21 protein-coding genes and 1 pseudogene are annotated in these 22,407 nt (G+C 64.2%); 11 read left to right on the top strand and 11 right to left on the bottom strand.

The genetic code is table 11. The annotated features are described in order from the left end of the window. Nucleotides 1–2 precede the first annotated feature (2 nt). On the bottom strand, nt 3–1,253 hold the full coding sequence (locus AC5Y3Z_RS01730; protein WP_473139043.1) for a hotdog family protein: 1,251 nt from the start codon (nt 1,251–1,253) through the stop codon (nt 3–5). A 109-nt stretch (nt 1,254–1,362) separates the two neighbouring features. On the opposite strand from AC5Y3Z_RS01730, the gene AC5Y3Z_RS01725 reads away from it, so the two are divergent. Continuing rightward, nucleotides 1,363–2,172, top strand: coding sequence for an enoyl-CoA hydratase/isomerase family protein (locus AC5Y3Z_RS01725; protein ID WP_473139042.1), 810 nt, complete (start codon nt 1,363–1,365; stop codon nt 2,170–2,172). A gap of 2 nt (nt 2,173–2,174) precedes the next feature. Here the strand turns inward: AC5Y3Z_RS01725 and AC5Y3Z_RS01720 are convergent, their stop codons facing one another. Next, nucleotides 2,175–3,035, bottom strand: coding sequence for an SDR family NAD(P)-dependent oxidoreductase (locus tag AC5Y3Z_RS01720; RefSeq protein ID WP_473139041.1), 861 nt, complete (start codon nt 3,033–3,035; stop codon nt 2,175–2,177). Nucleotides 3,036–3,131: 96 nt separating this feature from the next. On the opposite strand from AC5Y3Z_RS01720, the gene AC5Y3Z_RS01715 reads away from it, so the two are divergent. Continuing rightward, a complete protein-coding gene (locus tag AC5Y3Z_RS01715) occupies nt 3,132–4,634 on the top strand; it encodes a class I adenylate-forming enzyme family protein (RefSeq protein WP_473139266.1) in 1,503 nt (500 codons plus the stop codon). 113 nt (nt 4,635–4,747) lie between these two features. Here the strand turns inward: AC5Y3Z_RS01715 and AC5Y3Z_RS01710 are convergent, their stop codons facing one another. Both AC5Y3Z_RS01710 and AC5Y3Z_RS01705 read right to left on the bottom strand, forming a co-directional pair. After that, nucleotides 4,748–5,149 carry a Zn-ribbon domain-containing OB-fold protein gene (locus AC5Y3Z_RS01710; protein WP_473139040.1) on the bottom strand — a complete coding sequence of 134 codons (402 nt, stop codon included), beginning with the start codon at nt 5,147–5,149 and terminating at the stop codon, nt 4,748–4,750. Then, the gene (locus tag AC5Y3Z_RS01705; protein WP_473139039.1) at nt 5,146–6,294 is read right to left on the bottom strand and encodes an acetyl-CoA acetyltransferase; all 1,149 of its coding nucleotides are present in this window, start codon (nt 6,292–6,294) and stop codon (nt 5,146–5,148) included. The genes AC5Y3Z_RS01710 and AC5Y3Z_RS01705 overlap by 4 nt, the downstream gene beginning before the upstream one ends. Before the next feature lie 50 nt (nt 6,295–6,344). Here AC5Y3Z_RS01705 and AC5Y3Z_RS01700 point away from each other — a divergent pair. The 4 genes and pseudogenes from AC5Y3Z_RS01700 to AC5Y3Z_RS01685 all read left to right on the top strand — a co-directional run bounded on the left by AC5Y3Z_RS01700 (nt 6,345) and on the right by AC5Y3Z_RS01685 (nt 10,223). Beyond that, nucleotides 6,345–7,173: pseudogene (locus tag AC5Y3Z_RS01700) on the top strand (HpcH/HpaI aldolase family protein). A gap of 19 nt (nt 7,174–7,192) precedes the next feature. Continuing rightward, nucleotides 7,193–8,308, top strand: coding sequence for a TauD/TfdA family dioxygenase (locus AC5Y3Z_RS01695; RefSeq protein ID WP_473139038.1), 1,116 nt, complete (start codon nt 7,193–7,195; stop codon nt 8,306–8,308). Then, nucleotides 8,305–9,390 carry a hydroxyacid dehydrogenase gene (locus AC5Y3Z_RS01690; RefSeq protein ID WP_473139037.1) on the top strand — a complete coding sequence of 362 codons (1,086 nt, stop codon included), beginning with the start codon at nt 8,305–8,307 and terminating at the stop codon, nt 9,388–9,390. Before AC5Y3Z_RS01695 ends, AC5Y3Z_RS01690 begins: the two co-directional genes overlap by 4 nt. Before the next feature lie 8 nt (nt 9,391–9,398). Then, nucleotides 9,399–10,223, top strand: coding sequence for an enoyl-CoA hydratase/isomerase family protein (locus AC5Y3Z_RS01685; protein ID WP_473139036.1), 825 nt, complete (start codon nt 9,399–9,401; stop codon nt 10,221–10,223). On the opposite strand, the gene AC5Y3Z_RS01680 is transcribed toward AC5Y3Z_RS01685, so the two are convergent. Continuing rightward, a complete protein-coding gene (locus tag AC5Y3Z_RS01680; protein ID WP_473139035.1) occupies nt 10,220–11,407 on the bottom strand; it encodes an amidohydrolase family protein in 1,188 nt (395 codons plus the stop codon). The two genes, AC5Y3Z_RS01685 and AC5Y3Z_RS01680, sit on opposite strands and share 4 nt — an antisense overlap. A 208-nt stretch (nt 11,408–11,615) precedes the next feature. Between AC5Y3Z_RS01680 and AC5Y3Z_RS01675 the strand changes: the two genes are divergently transcribed. The 4 genes from AC5Y3Z_RS01675 (at nt 11,616) to AC5Y3Z_RS01660 (ending at nt 15,451) form a co-directional block, all read left to right on the top strand. Then, entirely contained in the window at nt 11,616–12,404 is a 789-nt protein-coding gene (locus AC5Y3Z_RS01675; protein WP_473139034.1) for a TetR/AcrR family transcriptional regulator, read from the top strand. Nucleotides 12,405–12,630: 226 nt separating this feature from the next. Then, a complete protein-coding gene (locus AC5Y3Z_RS01670; protein WP_473139265.1) occupies nt 12,631–13,716 on the top strand; it encodes an NAD(P)H-dependent amine dehydrogenase family protein in 1,086 nt (361 codons plus the stop codon). Next, the gene (locus tag AC5Y3Z_RS01665; RefSeq protein ID WP_473139033.1) at nt 13,713–14,360 is read left to right on the top strand and encodes a nitroreductase family protein; all 648 of its coding nucleotides are present in this window, start codon (nt 13,713–13,715) and stop codon (nt 14,358–14,360) included. The genes AC5Y3Z_RS01670 and AC5Y3Z_RS01665 overlap by 4 nt, the downstream gene beginning before the upstream one ends. Before the next feature lie 155 nt (nt 14,361–14,515). Further along, nucleotides 14,516–15,451, top strand: a complete 936-nt coding sequence (locus AC5Y3Z_RS01660) for a TIGR03619 family F420-dependent LLM class oxidoreductase (protein WP_473139032.1) — start codon at nt 14,516–14,518, stop codon at nt 15,449–15,451. On the opposite strand, the gene AC5Y3Z_RS01655 is transcribed toward AC5Y3Z_RS01660, so the two are convergent. From AC5Y3Z_RS01655 to AC5Y3Z_RS01640, 4 genes are read right to left on the bottom strand one after another with little or no spacing between them, the layout of a single operon-like run. Next, nucleotides 15,441–16,535 carry an NAD(P)H-dependent amine dehydrogenase family protein gene (locus AC5Y3Z_RS01655; protein WP_473139031.1) on the bottom strand — a complete coding sequence of 365 codons (1,095 nt, stop codon included), beginning with the start codon at nt 16,533–16,535 and terminating at the stop codon, nt 15,441–15,443. The genes AC5Y3Z_RS01660 and AC5Y3Z_RS01655 overlap by 11 nt on opposite strands. Nucleotides 16,536–16,544: 9 nt before the next feature. Continuing rightward, on the bottom strand, nt 16,545–17,126 hold the full coding sequence (locus tag AC5Y3Z_RS01650) for a DUF732 domain-containing protein (RefSeq protein WP_473139030.1): 582 nt from the start codon (nt 17,124–17,126) through the stop codon (nt 16,545–16,547). Between the two features lie 31 nt (nt 17,127–17,157). Then, entirely contained in the window at nt 17,158–18,867 is a 1,710-nt protein-coding gene (locus tag AC5Y3Z_RS01645) for a patatin-like phospholipase family protein (RefSeq protein ID WP_463827715.1), read from the bottom strand. Between the two features lie 22 nt (nt 18,868–18,889). Next, the gene (locus AC5Y3Z_RS01640) at nt 18,890–19,780 is read right to left on the bottom strand and encodes an SPFH domain-containing protein (RefSeq protein ID WP_463827716.1); all 891 of its coding nucleotides are present in this window, start codon (nt 19,778–19,780) and stop codon (nt 18,890–18,892) included. 46 nt (nt 19,781–19,826) lie between these two features. Between AC5Y3Z_RS01640 and AC5Y3Z_RS01635 the strand changes: the two genes are divergently transcribed. Continuing rightward, nucleotides 19,827–20,225 carry a DUF4267 domain-containing protein gene (locus tag AC5Y3Z_RS01635; protein WP_463827717.1) on the top strand — a complete coding sequence of 133 codons (399 nt, stop codon included), beginning with the start codon at nt 19,827–19,829 and terminating at the stop codon, nt 20,223–20,225. Nucleotides 20,226–20,368: 143 nt separating this feature from the next. Here the strand turns inward: AC5Y3Z_RS01635 and AC5Y3Z_RS01630 are convergent, their stop codons facing one another. Continuing rightward, complete coding sequence (locus AC5Y3Z_RS01630; protein WP_473139029.1) at nt 20,369–21,571, bottom strand: cytochrome P450; 1,203 nt, start codon at nt 21,569–21,571, stop codon at nt 20,369–20,371. Next, entirely contained in the window at nt 21,568–22,401 is an 834-nt protein-coding gene (locus AC5Y3Z_RS01625; RefSeq protein WP_473139028.1) for a mycofactocin-coupled SDR family oxidoreductase, read from the bottom strand. Before AC5Y3Z_RS01625 ends, AC5Y3Z_RS01630 begins: the two co-directional genes overlap by 4 nt. Nucleotides 22,402–22,407: the final 6 nt, after the last annotated feature.

Genomic DNA, 22,407 nt, shown 5'->3' with positions numbered 1-22,407 from the left:
GGTCAGCGCTCGGTGAATTGCGCTGACACGGCGGTCAATAGGTCCGTCAAGTTGGTGGCACTGCCGGGCGGATCAGGTAGTCGCACCGGTCCGCGATCGCGGCTGGGCAATAGAATCGAGGCATGCCCGGGCGCGGTGACCTGACCGCGATGACTGGTCGCGGCCAGCTCAAGATCGACAGCGGGACGGTCGCCTTCGGCGAGGTACTTACGCACGACGGTGCCGGTGATGGTGTGTAGGTCGCCCACGTAATTGAACAGGCGGAATTCGCAATCGAGTTTCCACAGCCAGGCGTCGTCACCCATCCAGTCCGTACAGAGGTGGATCAGCCAGGTCTCGCGCATCCGGCCGTAATCAAAGGTGCTGGGATTGCCTGCGTTCCTGGCCGCGCCGGGATCCCAGTGCACCCGCTGCTGAACATCGGGCACGCCGTACTCGTTCCGGGTATAGAAGCGGGGAATGCGTTGCCGGTTGCGCCACGCCAACCGCAACGGTCGAACGCCGTACATCCCGGTGCCCATGCCGACGTGCCAGCAGACCATGTCGGTCACCGTCAGCGGCCCTTTGGTCAGCGGTCCGACCACATCCCCTTCGGTGACGTCCTCCCACCAGCGTGGTTCGGCACCGCGCACTGTTTCGTGCGCATAGCGTTCGTCGAGTTCGGCGATCTCCTCGGTAGTCCATGTCTTCAGTTCGACAGCGTCGTACTTCTTGCGGCCGCGGGCCTTTCTTCGCTCGGTGCGAATCATGTTGCGGTACTGGCCGCCCAGGATCACGCCCTCGTCGTCGCGGAACACCTGGGCCGACCACTCGTGGATTGCCCGGTCTGCGAATTCACTGGGTTTGTCCAGTACCGCCACCAGCGCATTGCGCCGGTATACCCGATGATTGGCGCGCAACGGCGCCCACCATTCCCGCGCTGAGGACGCGTAGAAGGCGTGCACGCCCCGCAACGGGTCACCCTTGGTCAGGGCGCGGTCATCGTCGGAGAGCGTGTCGACCTCGTCCTCGCCGATCAGCGTGTCGCCACCGACCAGGGCGGGCGGCGCGACTGACTCAGCCCAGACCGACTTGGCCGCGTACTCCGGATCCGCCCACAGCGGGTTGGCGTCACCGTAGCTCTCGGCGACGTGTCGAAACGCGTCCTCATTGGGACGAATGTAGTGGGGAGGTTGCGGGTGCGGGACGGCGATACCGATGGTGGCGCGCAGTCTGGCCAGTCCCTCATCGGTGATTTGGCCGGTCTCCGGCATCGGATCGCCTCCCCGTTGTGGCCCGTGTGCTAGCCGGACAAGGTGGAAATTAAGATACCCGAAAAGCGGAAACGCCGTTAACGCAGGTCTGAACGGGATGGTTTGCGAGATGAATGAAGAAGTGTCCGGAATAGTGGTGTCGCTCGGCGAGGATGCGGTCGCCCGGGTCACGATCGACCGTACTCAGGTAGGAAATTCGTTGTCTCCGTTGGCACGTGACGCGCTGACCGAGGTTTTCCTACGCGCTAAAGATGACTCCGCCGTGCGCGCTGTCCTGCTCGGCGCCGCCGGCACCCGACACTTCTGTACCGGGGCAGGGTTGGCAGCCACCACGGGGGATCCGCAACCAGAGCGGCGGCCCGGCGACGTGGCGCGGATGTTGCAGCAGGGCTGGCAACGCCTCATCGCATCGGTGCTTGACTGCGACAAACCGGTGGTTGCCGCAGTCAAGGGCGCTGCCGCCGGAGCGGGTGCAAGTCTGGTCCTGGCGTGTGATCTGGTGGTGATGTCTGCGCAGGCAAAGCTCGTCGAGGCATTCGTGCATCGCAGCATCTTGCCCGACTCCGGTGCCGTCCACTTGCTGACGAGAATTGTCGGGTTGCGCAAGGCCACCGAACTGTTGATGCTCGGTGAGCCGGTCGACGCAGCGACGTGCGAGCGCCTCGGGTTGGCCAATCGTGTAGTGGCACTGGGCGATACCGATGCGGCCGCCGAGGAGCTCGCCGTGCGTCTGGCGGCCGGCCCGACGGTGATGCTGGGGCTGACCAAGCGCTTGTTGTCGGTGTCGTCCGAGTCTGGGCGCGACCGGGCTTTCGAGGAAGAGGCCTGGGCGCAGGAGGTGGTGTCGCGAACCTTGGACCTGCAGGAAGGGCTGGCGTCGTTCGCCGAGCGGCGTCAGCCGCGATTCCTTGGGCGCTGATCTCAGGCCGGTCCGCCGCGAATCGTGAAGGTGGCGCTGTCATCGATCTCGTCGATCGAGTCCGCCACTTGTTCCGCCGACAGCGCTGCGTCCTCAATTCCCTTGGTCACACCGATGAACACCCGCGACACCTTCCCGGCGCCCACCGAATAGATGTGCGCCGTGCGGTCACAGCTGCGGTGCGACAGGTAGACCACCACCGGTGTGACCAACTCTGGATCCATCACCTTGCCCGCCTCGCCCAGGATCTTCTCCGTCATACGGGTGCGAGCGATGGGGGCGACCGCGTTGATCGCGATGCCGTTGCGGGCCCCTTCGATGGCCAGCACATGCATCATGCCGATCAGACCCATCTTGGCCGCCCCATAGTTGGCTTGCCCAAAATTTCCGAAAAGACCAGTGCCCGAAGTTGTTTGAACGATCCTGCCGTAATTCTGCGCCCGCATGACCGGCCAGACTGCTCGGGTGACGTTGAAGGCTCCGGACAGGTGCACCGCGATGACGGCATCGACCTGGTCGGCCGTCATGTTCTTGAACGCGGCGTCCCGCAGAATTCCTGCGTTATTCACCAGTACATCGACCCGGCCGAAGGCGTCGGTCGCGGCGTCGACGATCGCGACTCCGCCCTGCTCGGTCGCCACCGAGTCGCCGTTGGCTATCGCGGTGCCTCCGGCAGTGGTGATCTCGTCGACCACCGACTGGGCTGCCGACGTCGAAGCGCCGCTGCCATCGACAGCGCTACCCAGGTCATTGACCACCACCCGCGCGCCCCGGCGAGCGAGGTCGAGAGCGTGACAGCGACCCAGGCCGCCACCCGCGCCGGTGACGATTGCTACCTGATTGTCGAAAGTCATTGATGGCATGGGTGAGAGGTTACATTTGCTCAATCGAGAACTGACATTTGCATCGGAGGACCCATGGGCGGGTTGCTGCACCAGGCACGCCAGCGGGCCGAGGCCTTGCGCCCTCGTTACCGCGCGGCGGGCCTGTGGTCGGCGACGCCTGTCGATCTGGTGCGTAGCACCGCGGCGCGGTATCCCGGCCGGCTCGCGGTGGCCGGGCGAGCGGTTGAAATGACTTATGCCGAACTGGATGAACGCATCGATTCGGCCGCTCAGGCGATGACCGACGCGGGTGTCACGCCCGGGCGCCCGATAGTGGTGGTGGTCGGCAACGACGTCGAGTCGATGGTGGCCGTGCACGCTGCGTTGCGCGTCGACGCAGTGGTGTTGCTGGTACCGCGCAGTGCGGGTGCCGCGCAGGTTGCGGACATCATCACGCGCACCGGCGCGCACCTTGGGGCGGCGCCGAACTGGGCTGCCGAGGTGCCTGAGTGTCGCTGGATCGAGACGGCCGCGGCCGCCGGTGCCGTCACACCCTCGCGCCCCTCGCGGTCCGCCGATGAACCATGTCTCGTGCTGTACACCTCGGGCACTACGTCACGACCCAAGGGCGTCATCCACTCGCTGAGCACCTTGGCCAAAGCCTCGGCCAACTACATCACGGCGGCCGGTCTCGGGTCTGATGACCGGATCTTGCTCGTCAGTCCACTGGCGTCGGTGACCGGAGTGGTGCAGGCCCTGTTCATCGGGCCGATGCTGGCGATACCGGTAATCCTCGAGGATCGGTGGGATCCTGCGTCGACGAGCGATCTGATGGTCACTTCGGGTGCGACGTGGTACGGGGGACCAGATCGGTTGTTGGACAGAATGCTTGACAGCGCAGTGGGACAGGAGTCCACCGTGCCGTTGCGGGCGGTTTTCTTGGGCGGCACCATGCTGGACCGTCGGATCGTCGAACGTATCGAGGACGATTTCGGCGTCGTGGTCATGCGTGCCTACGGCTCGTCGGAAGTGCCGGTGAGCACGGCCGGCTTGCGCGACGAAGCCAGGGATTTGCGACATGCCGACGACGGGGCGGCGCTCGACGATGTCGAGGTGCGGGTCGGTTCGGTGGCAGAGCCGACAGAGTGTTGTATCCGTGGCCCGCACACGTTTCTTGGTTACACCGACAGCGATGACGACGTAGCTGCTTTTGACGGCGAATGGTTCCGCACCGGGGATATCGCGGAACTGGTAGACGGCCGCGTGCGAATCATCGGCCGCATCAAGGACATTGTGATTCGCAACGGGCTCAAGATCCCTGCTGCGGAGGTGGAGGATGCGGTGTCGCGGATCGCGGGTATCCGCGAGTGCGCCGCCTACTCGGTGGCCGACGCCATCACCGGCGAACGTCTGGCGATGGCTGTCGTGCTCGAACCCGGCGTCGAGATGTCACTGGCCGACGCCGTTATTGCGCTGACGTCGGCGGGGCTGCCGAAGTACAAGCTGCCCGAGGAACTGGTCATCTGGACCGAGCCGCTGCCCGTCAATGCCAATGGCAAGGTCGAGCGCGCGAAACTCCACGTTGCAGCCGAGGGACGTCGGCGACTGATCGCCGAGCGCCTGGCTGATGCCAAATGAAGGGGTGAAGGATCGGCGGGACGGTGATCCGTTTCATCGATATTACGAGATAGGAGCACGGGCCGGTGCCCGATGAAGCTTGATGCCGCGGTGGGAGGTCGACCGTCCTGCCGCTACTCGGCGTTGGCGGGTCGAAACACAGGGATGACGAAGCCGTCGTCGTCGGTGCGGAAGGCGATTTCCATTTCCATCTCGGCGCGTAGATCCTCGGCGCGACAATCCTGCACGACCGTCATCAGGCGGGGTCCCTCCTCGAGATCCACCATCGCAAGCAGGTAGGGCGTGCACGCATCGAAGGGTGCCGCGTTCTGGTGGACCACGCTCCAGGTGTAGAGGCGGGCCCGTCCGCTCGCCGGCGCCAACGCGACATCCTCACTCCAGCAGTGTGGACAGAACGGCCGGACGTACAAGGACGTCTTGCCGCAGGCGCGGCACGCGTTGACCATCAGCGTCCGATCCTGGACCGCCGACCACCATGCTTGGCTGTCGGTGTCAATCGTCGGCCGGTCGGTCACGGCCGTCGTCCGAGAATCATTGTGGCGCTGTGGGTAAAGAACCCACCCATAGCGTGGACGCAGGCCACCTGCGCGTCGGGGACTTGGCGCGATCCGCATTCCCCCCGCAACTGTTTGACCGCCTCCACCATGAGGAACATGCCGCGCATGCCCGGGTGACACGAGGCCAGGCCACCGCCATCGGTGTTGGTCGGCAGTGCGCCGCCGGGACGCAGGGCACCGGACCCGATGAACGGTCCCCCCTCGCCCTTTGCGCAGAAGCCGAGGTCTTCTACGGTCAGCAGCACGGTGGACGTGAACGAGTCGTAGAGCTGGCACACGTCGACCTCAGCCGGGCGCACCCCGGCCTGTGCGAACGCACGCGGCCCCGACGTTGCCGCCGGGGAGGTGGTGAAGTCAGGCCACTGGCTCATGCTCACATGTGACGTCGCATCGGCGGCACCAAGGATCCAGATCGGTTCGTGGGAAGAATTTTTCGCGACCCGCTCGCTGGCCAACACCACCGCGCCACCACCGTCGGTGCGCAGACACACATGTTTGGTGGTGAACGGGTCAGCCAGCATCGGCGCGGCCGCGACGTCGGCCGCGGTGATGCGGTCGCGCTCAAAAGCGTTCTCGTTCATCACCGCCCACTCATGGGCAGCGACGGCGACTTCAGCCAGTTGATCGACGGTGGTACCGAATTCGACCATGTGGCGCCTGGCTGCCATCGCGTACTTGGCGATCAGGGTTGCGCCGTAAGGCGCTTCGTACTGCAGTGCGCCACCGGCATCCAGCGCAGCTGCCGACGCGCGTATTCTTCGCTTGACGTCGGAGCGTGCGGTTGATCCGTAGGTCAACAGCGCGACGTCGATCTCGCCCGTCGTGATCGCCGCCGCCGCATGACGAGCCATCACTTCCCACGAAGAACCACCGACATTGGTGGCGTCGACCCAGGAAGGTCGCAGACCGAGGTATTCGCAGACTTCTGCCGGCGGGAGCAAGGATCCGTGCCCACCGAAACCTTCGATGTCGTCCTTGGTCAGGCCGGCGTCCGCGATGGCGCGACGCGAGGATTGCGCCATCAGCGCCATGGCGGTTTTGTCGGGAACGCGCCCGCAGTCCGACAGGCCGACGCCCACGATGGCGACGCGGTCGGACGGCATAGCTAATGGGTACCACATTGTAGCGACCACTGATAACGGTCATTACCCAGATGACGGAAACGGTATTCTCACATCGGCTACGGTGAGCCTATGACGGGAGCGTTGCGGGAAGCGTTGCGGGGCGATTCGCTGGTTTTGTGCCTCGCGTTGCAGAATGCCCGCACGCCGGATGTGCCCGCCATCGCCGCGACGTGTGGATACGACGCGGTCTACGTCGATCTCGAACACACCTCTACGTCCCTGGAAACGGCGCAGTTGCTGTGCGGCAGCGCACTGGCGGCGGGTATCTCGGGTCTGGTGAGAGTGCCGTCCCAGGACCCCAGCTTCATCGCGCGGGTCTTGGATGTCGGAGCCGTTGGTGTCATTGTGCCGCATATAAATTCACGTGAACAAGCTCAAGGCGTCGTCGATGCGGCCCGCTTCCCGCCCGTCGGGCACCGATCGATTTCGGGCCCCAACGCGGTCAGCGGCTATGTCGTGCAGCCGGCTTCGGAACTGATTGAGACGCTGGAACGCAGGACGGTAGTGGCGGTGATGATCGAAACGCCGCAAGGGGTGCAGGCGGCTGATTCGATTGCCGCGGTGGCCGGCATCGACATGATCCTGATCGGACCGAGTGATCTGACTGCCGAGATGGGTATCCACGGCCAGTATGAGAATGATCATTTCCGCCATGCAGTAGAATCGGTTGCGGCGGCTTGCCGTAAGCACGGCGTGGCGCTCGGTGTGGCCGGAATCAAGTCCCTCGACCTGCTGGAACGCTACATAGGACTGGGATTGCGATTCATCTCGGCGGGAACGGACGTCGGAATGATGACCGAAGCCGCCACCAACCGTGCGCAGGCGCTCCGTGCACTCGGGAGCCGCAGCGACGATTGACGGACAACAGGAGGACCGGATGCCGACCGCCATCTTCACCGAACAGGTCACCGACCCGATGGGCTGGACCGGTGCGGACTTCGAAGGCAAAGAGGACTTTGCCTTCGACCTGTCCTCGCGCAATGTGGCTGCGCTGGAATCTATTTTGGCCAAGACCGCATCCAAGGACCGCGACGACATCAGTCCTGACGACGCCCGGCATCCCGACCTTGATGAGGATCTTGCGCGGCTCTACTCGGAGCTGATGTTCGGCAAGGGTCTAGCATGCGTACGCGGCTTTCCCGTCGAGCAGCATTCGGTGGAAGACCTGGAACGCATCTACTGGGCGTTCTGTACCCATCTGGGCTATCTGGTGTCGAACAATTCCTTCGGGCACCGCATGGTGCGGGTGCAGGAGGAGGTGCTGCCGGGCGGAGTGCAACCTGCCCGCGGCACCAAGTCGCGGGCCGAGCTCGCCATGCACAACGACGCCGCCGACATCCTGTCGCTGCTGTGCGTCTATCCGGCCGCCCAGGGCGGCGAGAGTCAGTTCGCCAGCGGCCCGGCCGCACACAATCGGCTGCTGGCTGAGCGTCCGGACCTGTTAGGCGTTCTGTACCAGGGTTTCCCGCACCACCGGCGCAGTGAGCAGCCGGACGATCAGCCCGATGTGACGCCGTACGATGTGCCGGTGTTCTCCCAGATCGACGGGCGGATCTGCATCAACTTCACCTACAGCAGCATCCTGCCCGCCATGAAGACACTCGGTCGGGAATTCACCGCCGAACAGGCTGAGGCAATCGAGCTGCTGCGCAATGTCCTTGTCGAACAACAGGTCGAGTTCCGCCTCGAGTCCGGCGAAGCCGCCGTCGCCAACAACTTTGCGATGTGTCACTCGAGGTCCGATTTCGTCAGCAGCACCGACCCGAAGAAGGCGCGGTGCTTTCTGCGCGCCTGGATGGAGGTGCCTCGCCAGGACCGGCGGCTGCCCATCGGTCGCGAGTACTTTCACATGGAGAACAAAGATCTGCGGCTGGGCTACGACGTGGTGTCGGGCCGCGATGGTTCGATCGCGCGCAACGACTACAAGAACGTCGACGCGGCCCTCGCTGACATGTTCAAGGCTGCCCAGGCGAAGCCAAACGTCAAGCGATGACGACTCGTCCGCGACTGGTCTTCGAACGCTGGACCGATCCGGTGGCCGGCGACATTCTCGAATCAACCGATGTCGATGTCGTCAGGCTCGATCTGGACGCACCTGAGCAAGGGTGGGCGGCACTCGGTTGCGCCCACGGCTATCAGGTGGCCACCCGCACCGATGTCGCGCCCTTCGCCGACGGTGCGCAGTGGCTGGTCGGACCCAAAATGGTGCAACGCTGCCAGCAGCTACTGGCGGTCTGCTCGGCGGGTGCCGGCTATGACGTGATCGATGTCGACGCGTGCACAAGAGCGGGAATCGCGGTGTGCAACAACTCCGGTCCGGGCGCCGAAGCGGTAGCCGAACATGCTCTCGGATTCATGCTCGATTTGGCTAAGAAGATCACCGTCGCTGATCGCCTACTACGCGATGGGTCCCGTTATGATCGATTGGCCCTGCGGGGCACTCAGCTGCTCGGAAAGACGCTCGGCGTAATCGGACTCGGCGCCATCGGCACTCGCCTGGCGGAGCTGTGCGCGCCGTTCGGCATGGAGGTCCTTGCCTTCGATCCGTATGTCGACCAACCGACTGCGCAGAGCCGTGGCGCACAGTCCGTTTCGCTCGCCGAACTGGTGGCCCGAGCCGATTTCGTTCAGGTGACGTGTCCGCTGACCGCTGAGACGGAAGGGTTGTTCGGCAAGGAGCAGTTCGCTGCGATGAAGCCGACCGCGTTCTTCATCACCACCGCACGCGGACCCGTGCACGATGAACAAGCGTTGTCGGAGGCACTGGCGGACGGCGGCATTGCCGGCGCAGGTCTCGATGTGTTCCATGAGGAACCGCCCCGCCCGGACAATCCATTGCTGGGTCTGCACAATGTGGTCGCCACTCCGCACACCGCGGGCATCACCGTCGAAGCTGCACGCGACCTTGCTATCGCCACAGCCACACAGTGGCAGACGATCTTCAACGGCGGCATGCCGCCGAGACTGCTGAATCCCGATGTCTGGCCACGGTATTGCGACCGATTCGAAGACATCCTGGGCGTCCGACCGAGCACCCGCGTCAAACAAACGATCCCACCAGTGATTTGCGACTAGGGGCACACGTGACGGATTACGGCACCATTGAGGTCGAGGTTCGGGATCACACCGCGTGTGTGACGCTGAACCGCCCTGAAGTGCTCAACGCGATCAACGACGAGATGAGTGCCGAACTCAACGTTGCGTACGCGGAAATTGAGCGTTCGCAGGATATCTGGACCATGATCATCACCGGTGTCGGCCGCGCGTTGTGTGTCGGAGCGGACATGAAAAAGGCCGCTGAGCACGACATGGAGAACGCGGCAGGTATCGACAATCAGGGCGAACCGATCCTGAGCTCGATGCGGCAGTGGGACGCCCCCCAGGAAGCCACGCCGCCGTGGCTGCAGATGACCAAACCCATCATCTGTGCGGTGAACGGCGTCGCGTGCGGCGCGGGCCTGGATTTGGTCACTACCGCTGACATCACCGTGGCCTCCGAGCGTGCGACGCTGATGGATCCGCATGTGAGCATCGGGGTTTCGTCGGGTCGAGAAGCGGTCCGGCTGGCCCGCATCCTGCCGTTGCCGGTCGCGATGCGATTGGTGCTGATGGGCAAGCACGAGAGTCTGGACGCGCAACGCGCCTACGACCTCGGTGTATTCACCGAAGTGGTACCTCACGACCAGCTCATGGAGCGTGCCTGGGAGATCGCTGACGTGGTGAACTCGAATGCGCCACTGGCGGTGCGGGGTTCGCGCATGGCAGTGCGAAAGGGTTTGTCGTTGCCCATCTACGAGGCCGAACTGCTCGCGGAGAACTACCGCATGAAGGTGGCTCTGACCAAGGACGCCGTCGAAGGTCCGCGTGCTTTCTTGGAGAAGCGCAAGCCGGACTGGCAAGCTCGTTAAGCCAGGCCGAAGAACCTTTTCGCGTTGGTGGACAACACCTTACGTTTGGTTTCCTGATCCAGGCCAGCCGTAGCCTTATTGGCGACCTCGAGGCTTCTGGGCCAATTGGTGTCGTTGTGTGGGTAGTCGGTCTCGAACATGAGTTGGTCCGGCCCGACCAGGTCGAGAATGCGGAATGCGACCGGGTCGCCGAAGGTGGAGAAGTAGACGCGTCCGGGAACCTGGTCGCTCGGCGGTTCCGTCAGCAGCGGATGAATGCCACCCCACGCGCGGCGGTCCTCCCACACTTCATCGACACGCTGCAGGTAATAGGGGATCCACCCCGCTTGCGCCTCGGCGAAGGCGATCCTGAGGTTGGGAAATTGTATGAGCTTGGCAGAGAACAGCCAATCAACCAGCGCGATAGTGCAATTGACGGCCATCAGCGCGCTGGTGACGACGTGTGGTGAGTCGGGGGAAGATTTGGTCAGCGACGAACTCGACCCGATGTGCAGCATGATGCCCACGTTGTTGCGCTCGCACGCGGCAAAGAACGGGTCCCAGTAGCCGCTGTGGATCGATGGCAGATCGAGCCGAGACGGCAACTCGGAAAAGCAGACGGCGGGCATGCCTTTGGCGGCCACCCTCGCCACTTCCTTGGCGGCGAGTTCGACATCCCACAGCGGGATGATGCCGAGTGGGATAAGCCGGCCGCCGGAATCGCCGCCCCACTCGTCGATTTGGAAGTCGTTGTATGCCTGCACGCAGAGCAGCGCGAGTTCCTTGTCCTTACCGTGCAGGAAGCGCTGGCCGCAGAAGCGGACCAACGTATTGGGGAAGCAGGCCGAGGCCTCGATGCCGGCCAGGTCCATATCGGCAAGCCTGTCAGCCGGCCGGAAGCAGCCAGGGCGCATCTCGTCGTACGTGATCGGGTCGGTGCTGAGTTCGTCGAGTTCATAACCGGCAGCCGCGCTGATGAGCGGGATCGGGATGACCGCGTCTTCGTAGTGCCAGATGTCGGCGTCGCGACCGTCCTTGTCTTCGACGAATGCGACGTCGGAAGTGACCGTCGGGTCCATGCGTCCGCGCAGGCGAACGATCCGCGGCCCGATGTCCCGATAGCGCTCGGGCAGCCGACTGGTCCAAAGGTCGGCAGGTTCCACCAGGTGATCGTCCGGCGAGACGATCAGGATGTCTGCGCTCAACGCTGCACTCCTTCAGCAAGGCCTGCGGGTCCAAGCTGTAGCATGTTGATTCCCCCAAGCGAGAACGGCCATTTTCACGGTACCGCAAGAGCTGACTCGCGGCGCGCGAGACCCGGTAGGACGGCGACGGTGCTCTCGCTGTCGGTTGCCGACATCATCGTGGGTAGCACGCAAACTCCGGCAACCTACGCGTATTCTGATGTGCATCATGGCTGCGAAGAAGAGCGCCGGCGAGAAACCTGAAGCCGGATTGGAAATAGTCGATCCCACCGTCGAGACGTCCACGACGTGGCAGGAACGCACCATCGAGCGGCGTTTGAGCACCGCGAGAGCGAGGGCTCTTGCCCGCAGTTCCCGCTTCTTGGCCACGGCACTGGAATTGGTCGAAGAGTCGGGCAAGGCCGACTTCACGATTCAGGCGTTGATCGACCGGTCCAATCTGAGCCTGCGGGCCTTCTATCAGCACTTCGCCGGCAAGGAAGAACTGATGCTGGCGCTGTACGAGAACGTCACCAGTCAGTTCACCGAGAACATCCGCCAGGAGGTTGCCGCCGCGGAAGGTCCGATGGAGCAACTGGAGGCATTCTGCCGCGGGTTCCTGTATCGCGCAGAGACTTCCGAGGCGGTAGGCGGTCGGGTGATGACCATCTACAACCTCAGCTTGGAGATCGAGCGTCCGGCCGACTTCGCCAAAGTGTGGGAACCGCACCTGAAATTGTTGACCAAGATCATCACGTCCTGCGCGCGTGCGGGACTGGTGCGTGACGATCTGACGCCGGCGCAGTTGACAACCCTGCTCAACACGACTCTCACCGCGCTGGCACAGATCGGGGTGTTCAGTCTCGGCGGCAGGGGAACCAAGTTGACCGAGGAACAGCTGTGGGCGTGGTGCAAACAAGCCATCAGCCCGCCCGCTGCCAGCGCAAAGTCCAAGGCACCGCGGAAAGCCGCTCCGCGCGCGACGGCGACTCGGCGGGTGCGCAAGCTGACGGGGTAGCCCGGGTTCCACGTTGGGACGATGGTGCGTTGCACTCGCTGGTCCCCACCTGGATCGTGGTGCCCGACGAGAATCGACGCAGGTGGCCGATCGTCCGTGCTCGGACGCCGCCGCCACGTCGTGGATACCTGGTAATGGTGTTATCACTATCTGAGAGGATATGTTCTCACGCCTAGTTAGCGGTGGAGAGGTGCACATGAGTGGCGACGAGCAGTGCAAACCCCGGGTGATCCTGTGGGGTCCCGGGCAGGTCGGGGTCGGTGCGCTGCGCGCCTTGATCACCCATCCCGGTCTGGAGCTGTCCGGCGTGCTCGTGTACTCCGATGCCAAGGAGGGGCGCGACGCCGGCGACTTGTGCGGAATGCCCGCAACCGGGGTCATCGCCACCCGGGACATCGCTGCCGCACTCGCAGGTGACGCTGATGTAGTGGCCTACTTCGCATCGGGTGACTATCGCTATCACGAGGCCGCACAGGACATCGCGCGTTGCCTACGCGCGGGCAAGCATGTGGTGTGTACCTCCCTGGTGCCGCTGTGTTACCCACCTGCGGCAGACCATGAGACCGCCGAACTGTTGGAGTCGGCATGCCGGGAAGGCAATACCAGCTTCTTCAATAGTGGTGTCGACCCCGGCTGGGCCAATGACGTCATTGCGCTGACGATGACCGGATTCAGCAGTCGTGTCGACAAGATCACCATGCTCGAGATCCTTGACTACGGGCCGATCGACCAGCCCGACATCATGTTCGAATTCATGGGATTTGGACACACCCCCGACCACCCGGCACCGCTCTTCGACACCGAACGGCTCGCCGCATTATGGGCTCCTATCGTCCACCTGGTCGCGGACGGTGTCGGCCTCCCACTCGACCGGGTCGAGACAACAATCGAGAAGTGGCTCGCTGCAGAGCGTTACGAGGTCGCGTCGGGTTGGATCGAGCCAGGCACCATGGGCGGGATGCGGTTCAAGCTCGCCGGCATCGTGGACGATGAGGAGCGGATCGTGCTCGAACACATCACTCGCATGGGTAACGGATCGGCCCCGGACTGGCCGCGACATCCCTCACCGCACGGCGGCTACCGCGTCATCGTGGACGGGTTGCCCACCTATACCGTTGACATCGAAATGCATGGTCGCGGAAACAATATGCGCGGCTTGACTTATGCGACCGTGATGCGCGAGCTCAACGCCATCCCTGCGGTCATCGCCGCTCCGCCCGGCCTGTTGTCGACCCTCGATCTGCCGCTGGTCACCGGACCGATGCGGGGCGGCACGTGGCGAGGTGTGCTGCAGCGGGCCACGCTGGCATGAGCGCGGCACCTGTCGATCTCTGGGAGGTCATGCGGACCGCGTCAACTGTTCGGCGGTATCGCGACGAACCCGTCTCCGACGAAGTGCTCGAGCGGTGCCTGCTCGCTGCCACTTGGGCGCCGTCCGGAGCCAACCAGCAGCCGTGGAAATTCGTGGTGCTGAGATCGGCCGAGGCTCGCGAAGTTGTCACGGCCGGTGCGGCCAGGACGTGGCAGGCATTGGCTGATTACTACGGCCTTTCGGTGCCCGAGGATGCCGCCGACGATCCGCGGTCGCGTGCCTTGCGCACGATGGCCGAGCACACCCGCGTCGGCGGGTCGGCACCTGCGCTCGTCATGTTCTGCATCCAGCCTCAGCCGGGGGCAGCTGAGCTCCAGCAGGGTGGTTCGATCTATCCCGCCGTGCAGAATTTTCTGCTCGCGGCGCGCGCGCAGGGCCTGGGCGCAGCGATCACGCTGTGGCATTACTCGTGTGAGGCGGAGTTGCGTGCCGTGGCAGGTGTGCCCGCCGACTGGCAGATCGCATCTTTGCTGACGGTCGGCTGGCCCAAGGGCAGACACAGGTTGGTGCGGCGCAAACCCCTGACTGAAGTAGCCGTCACGGACCACTGGGACGAGCCGTGGGAGCTGCGCTCCGAGGGGTGACCGCTTTCGGCATGCAGATATTGCAGGCGCCGCGTACCGGTCGGGAACAAGATCGGGTGGGCTGGGATTCGCGGTCGACGCGGACACCGAGGGAGATGCTCTGTGCGAACCCTTCCCCCGGACGGCTCGAGGTCCGCGCCGTAGGCTCGACGCCTATGACGCAACGTCCGAAACTCTCGCTGTACCTGCGGACCTTCAGTGACCGCTCCGACGAGGACTGGGCTGCGACGCTGCATATGGCGCAGGCAATGGACGCCGCCGGCGTCGACCGGGTCGTGGTCTCCGACCACGTCGTCTTCGGGGAAAACCTCGCCGCGTACAGCGACCCCGCCGCCGGCGGCACCGCCGGCGGCAAACAACCGACAGGACCTGACGGTCACTGGCTGGAACCGTTGATCTTCCTGACCGCGGTAGCCGCCACCACCACCCGCATCCGGCTCTCCACCGGAGTGCTGCTGGCCGCGCTTCGACGTCCGGTGGTGCTGGCCAAGCAGTTGACCACCCTTGACGTGTTGTCCGGCGGGCGGGTGGACCTCGGAGTCGGAATCGGTTGGCAGCGTGAGGAATACGAGGCCGCAGGGCTTAGCTTCGAACGACGTGGACGACTCCTCAACCACACCCTGGAAGTGTGTCAGACGTTGTGGACGCAGCAACGCGGCGCGTACGACGCACCCGATTTGTCCTTCGACGGCATCCATCAGATGCCCAAACCATTGCAGGCCGGGGGCATACCCATCTGGGTCAGTGGAACGGTCAATCCGGCGGTCGCCCGTCGGTTGAGCCGGTTCGGAAACCGTTGGATCCCTTGGGGTCCGGCGATCAGTGACCTCCGAGGCGCTATCCCGGCCATGAAGGAGGCGATCGTCGACGCCGGGGGAGACCCGGGTGATCTTCAGGTGCAGGGTTCCGCGGCGCTGGTAAGGGGCGCGGATCGCTCGGTCGACGTGCAGGCGTCGGTCGCGGTGGTTCCGCAGCTGCTGGCCGATGGGGCCACCGACATCCGCCTCTCCGGATCGCTGCCCGCCGATCCTGCTCAGGCGGGCGAGGTGCTGTCGGAGTTGGTCAGCGCATTCCGGGCGGTTACGGACTGACCAGCGCGTGCCGCGGCGCGGTGATCGGCAGGTCGAGTGAGGTCGCGATGCCCGCCGGCGCGGCAACCACGTAGGGGATCGCATTGACGACCCGCATGGCAGTGGCCTCCATCCCGGCGTCATTGGCTGCGGCAGGTGTGTCGGCCGCCCCGAGTCGCAAGTCGCAGGTGATCTTCGGCTCGCCATCGATGATGAGGCGGTACGTGCCGTTCGGTGCGCTGGCCCACTCCGGCGCCAGGTCGGGAGCCATCCGGTTGACGTGTTCGATGGTGATGACCGGTTGGCCACCGACCATCCCCATGGTCTGCGCCCGGATCGCGCCGCAGGTACCGGCAGCGATGACCCCGCTCGCCACCACCAGTTCACGTGGGGTCGCGACCCGCTCGTAAGTTTCGGTTACCTCGTCCAGCGTGATGCCCAGTGCGCGGGCGACCATGTTGACCGGCGGACCCCACGCAAACTGCTGTGCGCCATTGAGGGACAGCAACGGTGTGTAGTCCAACGGCCGGCCGAAGCCCATCGCGTCGAACATCACGTAGGTGTTCGGATATTGCGAGTAGTTGAAAATCTCTTGCGTGCGAATGGATTTGATACTGCTGGACAGGGTCGACAGCAGCACGGCCAACTGGACACCGGCGAACCCCGGTTCGATGCCCGAGGTGTAGGCGGTGACGCCGCCGGCCAGCGCGGCCTCGCGCACCTCGGCGGCCAGGTGCGGAATCCAGCTGTCGGGAAACATCATGCCCGGGGTGTTGGTGGTGACGAGGTTGATGCCGGCGGACAGGAACCGCACGTAATCGCGCACGGCGGGGGCGTCCATTTCCGGGCTGGCGGCGGTGTAGACGACGCAGTCCGGCTGCAACGCGATGATGTCGTCCAGTTCGCCGGTGGTGTTCACACCGATGGGGTCGATCCCGACCAGTTCACCTGCATCCCGCCCGGTCTTCTCCGGGCTGTGCACCCACACCCCGACCAGGTCGTAGTTGGCGCGTCGGGCGATGACCCGCACTGCGATGCTGCCCACGCCGCCGGTGGAGATGACTGCCACCCGCAACGGGCTCTCACCTGTCCTCTCAACGGGCAATGTCGGCTCCTACATTCCCGCGACGAGTTTGCTGTATTGCGGACAGTAGGCCCGAACGGAAACGGCGACAATGTCTTCGGCGTGTGCGCTGAAGTCGGGACTGCTTGCCCGGAACTCTGCCACCACTTCTGCCACCGACATTCTGGCCGCAAAACTCTGACACACCGCCTTGCCGTTCGAGACGGCCACATCGGGGTTGGCGAAGACGATGCCTTTCTCATTGAGGGCCGCGATGTAGCGGCTGTCCTGTTCGGGATCAGAGACGATGGCCGTGGTGGTGGCCGGCGCCGTCGGAGCGGCGGTGGTGCGCGCCGGGGCAGCGTCGGGAGAGGGGTCTCGGAGCAGCACCAGACCCACGACCACGATCACCGCAGCCACCCCGAGGCAGATCAGCAGCACCGCCACCGATCTGCCCAATACGGTGCCCCATGACTGTTCCACGATCGCGGGTTCAGCGAGTGCATCATCGGGGACCCCACCCGGCGGCACGCTCTGGATGTCTGGAACTTCGGTACCGCTAGACCATGCAAGACTCGCCGAGTCCGCATGCGCGCCGGTGTTGTAGTCAGCGCCCCCGACCGGGTCGACCATGAGGTCATGTTAGACCGCGGGGTCCGCGGCCTCAGGTCAGGTAGCGGTCACGCCACCGTGCCACCCGTCCACCGGGAGCCTGGAGGGCAGCCATCACCGAACTCATCGACGATGCCACCGACTTCGCGCGCACGCGATCTCTGGAACCGGCGGCAGCGGGTTCGTCCCCGTCCCACCAGGTCGGCTGCAGGAGTGCCGTGGTGACCGGAATGGCTTTGCCGACGCTGTTGTGTCCCCATTTGCAGGCGCGATCGATAGCCGCTGCGGACGGCGCGAGGTTGATCGGCGACAGGGTGGGCTCGAAGCGGACCAGGTGGTCGGCGTAGGGCAGATTGCGCAGCATCTGCAGCTGGATCGCCTGCAGGATCGGGGCCATCCACAGGTGCCGCGAATCCCATTGCGGGTGAAAGCAATCGAATGCCAGATAGCAGGCGTTCCTGGTGCCAAGCTTCCCGTCGCGGATCCGTTTCCAGGCCAACTCGACCGGCACATTGCTCGCGGCACCGCCGTCGACGAGCGCTGCGACCTCCCGTTCCGCGCACAGTTCGTCCAGCAGTGGCAGCATCCGCGGGTCGCTCGACTCATGATGCAGCACACCGGGGATCGCCGAGGAGAACGACGCCGCATCGAGCACGTCGAAGTCAAGAGCGGGATCGTCGCCGCTGATCACGATCGGCTTGACGACCCGCAAGTCGATGAATGCCGAGACCTGCCACATCCGAGCCGCCACCAGGGGCCCGATTCCGATGGGGCGGAACGGGATTGACCGTCCCTGCAATGCCGCTAGTTCGGGCCGCCGAAATCGGGAGGGCAGCGCGGAATATGGCTGTCTGCGTACCCCCGCGACCACGATGTCGAAAGGGATTGCCAGGTCCGACATGCGAAGGCGTACGCCGTCCTCGCGGCTGAGCAGGGCCTGAGCGAACTGGTCGAATCGCAGCGCGAACAAACCAGCCATGCCGTGGCGACGGCGCATCCGCTCAGGGCCGAGGATCGCTCGGTAGGACACCGTCTTGGCCCACGCGACATATTCCTCGATCGGCACCGGCAGTTCGCGGGCCACCAGGCTGCCGATGATCGAGCCGAAGGACGAACCGATCATGTAGTCGGGCAGCTGATCAGCCTCCAACAGGCGCAGCATCCCGCCGATGTAGACGAAACCGGCGCCCCCGCCACCGCCCATGACTGTGACGAGCTTCTTGTAGCCGACTTCGGTGTCGAGTTCGACGGCGGAGAAGTCGTTGCGGTGACGTTCGATCAGCACACGTCGCTGGTCGTCCTGATCCTCGCTGAGAGCGGGCAACATCTCCCGAGCCGCTGTCAGCGCTTTGACCGGGTCCGACTCCTCGCGCAACGGTTCATACAGTGCGTCGACGACCCTGGACCGCCAAGGCCCGATCTCGGCACCTACCGACACGTCTCCGCGCCCGCGGCTGCCACCCGGGCCGGCCGCCCCGGGTTCGAAGTCGGCGAGTCGGGCGAAGTTGAGGATGTAACGCAGTCTGCGTAGTTGCTCAACGCTCATGACGTCGTTGTTCAAGTGGTTGCGGACCAGCCGGTTCTCCATCTTCTGCAGCAGCAGCGCGGGATCCGCCGACGGCAGCTCGACGGCGTCGAGCGCGGCGTCGGTGGCTTTGGTTTCTTCGTCCTCGAAGTCTTCAGCGACGTCGACCGAGGACGCCTGCCGCCCTCGTCGGCCCACCCAGCGGCCGCGCAGCGCGTCTGCGAACGGGTTCTGCATGGGTATCAACCCTATGCCCTCGCTACCGGCCGGGTGGCACCGAGACGGTCGGCATGGCGGAAGTGCCCGGCCAACAACCGAGGGGACTGATACCCCTATTTATCGCAGCTGTAATACAGTTCTGCACAACAACATTGGGGTCGTTGCTGATCGAGCGGGACAGGATTTCGTTGGCTCTGGCCTGAGCTTCGGCAGTGCGCTGTGACTCCTGCGCGATCGAGGTCTGGGCCCGCTGCTGGTTCAGCTGGTTGATCTTGTCCTCGGTGCCCTGGTCGTACTGGATGGTGGGCACATTAACGTCGAAGATGTCGACCTGGCCGCCCACGTCCTGGCGCATGATGTCGGCGGCACGCTTGGCCAGGTTCGGCAGCGGCGAGACATCGAGATTCTGTGAGTCCAGTGGGTTGAACGCGGCGAACACTTCATTGAGGGCGACCGACAGATTGCGCTCGATCAGGTTGATGCGCACGTTGTCGAACGTCTTGTACTGCTGGAAGAGTTCGGGCGCGGCGTGTTGTTTGATTTGCCAGCGAATACTGACGTCGGCCTGGGCGGTGGATTGGTTGCCCAGTCGCACCAGGATGCGTTCGTCGTGGTCACCGTGCTTGACGTACTTGTCGATCTGTACCGCGCCGTCCATCTGGTGGGCCACCTGCCAGGGCCACTTGCCGTGAAATCCGTTGTTCAGACTCACCCCGTTGGGACGGCCGAAAGTCGTGATGATCGCGATCTGGCGTGTTCCGACCATCGTGAACGAACCCAACACGAAGAACATCGCCGCAGCTGCCAGGGAGCCGAGCGCTACGGTCCGGCGGCGTTGTCGGGCAGGTTCTTTGCGGGTGAAAATCCAACCCAATCCTGCGACGGCCGCGATACTCAATGACAAGACGACCATCACAATCTGCCACGTCATTCTGCACCCCTTCTCCGTTGGTATGAGGGAAGACTAAGCTCCGCTCATGTCGATCGATCGTGCCGCACTTGTTGCGGGCAGCATCCGACTGGCGTCGGGCATGTCGTTCCTCATCGACCCGGTCAAGTCAAACAAGCTGTGGGGCGATCCCGACGATCAAACAGCAACTGCGCAACTGCTGTTGCGCTCCATGGGATATCGCGACGCGCTGATCGGCGGTCTACTTGCCGCTGCGGCGTTGCGCGGCAAGAACACCCGCGGTTGGTTCCTGGCGTCCGGCGGTGCGGACGCGGCCGATCTGATCGGCGGGCTGAGCGTGCACGATCAGCTCAAACCCGCGCAACGGCTCGTCGGGCTCGGTGGGGCGGCAGTGGGCATCGGCGTCGGGCTATGGGGTGCGGCCCGTCCGAGTCGGCGAGCGGCCGTCGAGGCGCCGGCCGACTGAACTCGGCGCCGGTCGGTGTGCAGTGGCCGCTCATGAACTAGCGGCGATCCGGGTCGATCGGTTCCCTTGAATCGTGCCGAATGTGTTTGCGTGCTTCGCATGTTGGTCGGGTTGTCGGTGGTGCTGACAGGCAGGGAATCCCGTCATCCGACGACGATGCGCAACCGTTCCCAGCCGCGCACCGTCGAGGTCGGCGCGAGCTTGAGGCTTTCGTAGTCGACCTCCCACTCGGGCCACCGGTTGAGCAGTTCGTCAAGGGCGACCCTGCCCTCCAGGCGGGCCAGGTTCGCGCCCAGGCAGTAGTGCACCCCTTTGCCGAAGGTCAGATGTGAGATGTTGTTGCGATGAATGTTGAAAATGTCAGGATCGTTGTAGCGCAACGGGTCTCGGTTGGCAGCGCCGAATAGCAGCAGCACCGCGCTGCCAGCCGGCACCGTAGTTCCGTAGAGTTCGAAATCGCGGATCGTGTACCGGCCGACGTGGGGGCCGGTCGGTTCGAAGCGCAACGTCTCGTCGACCGCGCGTGTCAAAAGGGAACGGTCCTGGGCGATTTCGCGACGCTGGTCGGGGTGCTCAGCGAGTACCTTGGCCAGCCAGCCGATCAGCCGACCTGTGGTCTCGTTGCCCGCCCCGGCGACCACCTGGGTGTAATGCAACACCTCTTTGCGGGTCAGCTTTCGGGTGACCCCGTTTTCGTCCTCGAACTCGACGTTGAGCAACGAGGTCATCAGGTCGTCGGAGGGATTTTTGGCGCGCCAGTCCACATAGTCCGCGTAGATGCGGCCATCGGCGATGGCGTCGGGGTTGGCCACTTTCATGGGCGTGCCGGCTTTGGTACGCAGGTTGGCGTCGTTGGCGTCGCGCACACCGATCTGCTCTTCCTCGGGGATACCCAGCAGCATGCCGATCACCCGCATCGGCATCATCGAAGCCAATTCGGCGATGATGTCGAAACTGTCGGACCCCACCAGCGGGTCCAGGCACCGGATGCAGTAACGGCGAATCTGGTCTTCGATGGCCGCCATCCGCCGCGGGGTGAAGACCCGCGACATCACGCCACGGAGCATGGTGTGCTTGGGCGGATCCTCGAACATCATCACGCCGGGCGGCATCGGGAACTTGGACTGGATTAGTTCCAGGATGTCACTTCGGCTGTTGGAGAACGTCTCCCAATCCGACAGCGCCGCTTCGACATCGGCGTGCCGCGAGATGGCCCAGAAGTTGTAGCGCTCGTTGTAGTACAACGGTGCTTCGTCACGCAGGCGACTGAAGATCGGGTATGGGTTGGCGGTGATGTTGACGTCGTACGGGTCGTAATAGACAGCGGTTTCGGCGGTGATGGTCACTTGAGGCAGCTGCCCGCGTCGATGGGAAGGGTGACGCCGGTGATGTAGCGCGCCTCGTCGGAGGCCAGGAACAGCACGGCGTTGCTGATGTCCTCGGCGTTGACCCAGGGGATTGGCAGGGTGTGGAAGGTCTGGCAGATCGGCGCCAGATCGTCCGGGCCAGGATTTTCCAAGTCGGGCCGGAACAAGTGAAATGTCTGCTCGTTGATCAACAGTGGCGTGTTCACATGGGTGGGATGGACCGTGTTCACCCGGATGTTCTGCGGGCCGAGTTCGACGGCAAAGGACCGCATCAACCCGACCACTCCGTGTTTGGCGGCGTTGTAGTGCCCGGTGTGGGTGTAGGCCTTCAGTCCGGCGACTGAACTGGTAAGCACGATCGAGCCGCCGCCAGATGAAAGCAGATGTGGCACCGCGGCTTTGACTGACTTCCAGACGCCGCTGAGGTTGACGTCGATCATCTGCTGCCAGAGGCTCTCGTCCATACGGTGCAGCTTGGGGGCGATGGTGCCGATGCCGGCATTGGCGACGACGATGTCGAGCCGGCCTAGTTGCTCGACACCGCTGTCGAGGGCGGCCTTGAGTGCGTCGTAATCACGGACATCGACCTCGGCGGTAACGATCCGGCGATTGAAGCCTTTGACCAGGTCGGCTGTCTCGGCGAGGTCGTCCGCCGTGGACGCCGGCGCCGGGGAGTTGTCGAAGGGCTGGCACACGTCGACCGCGATGATGTCCGCACCCTCCTGAGCCAGCCGCGCGGCATGGCTTCGGCCCTGCCCCCGCGCCGCGCCCGTGATGAACGCGACTTTGCCTGCAACCCGACCTGGCATCTGCAT

The sequence above is a fragment of the Mycobacterium sp. NGS61 genome (genome assembly GCF_059812325.1).
This window is presented reverse-complemented; position numbering and strand designations above follow the sequence as displayed.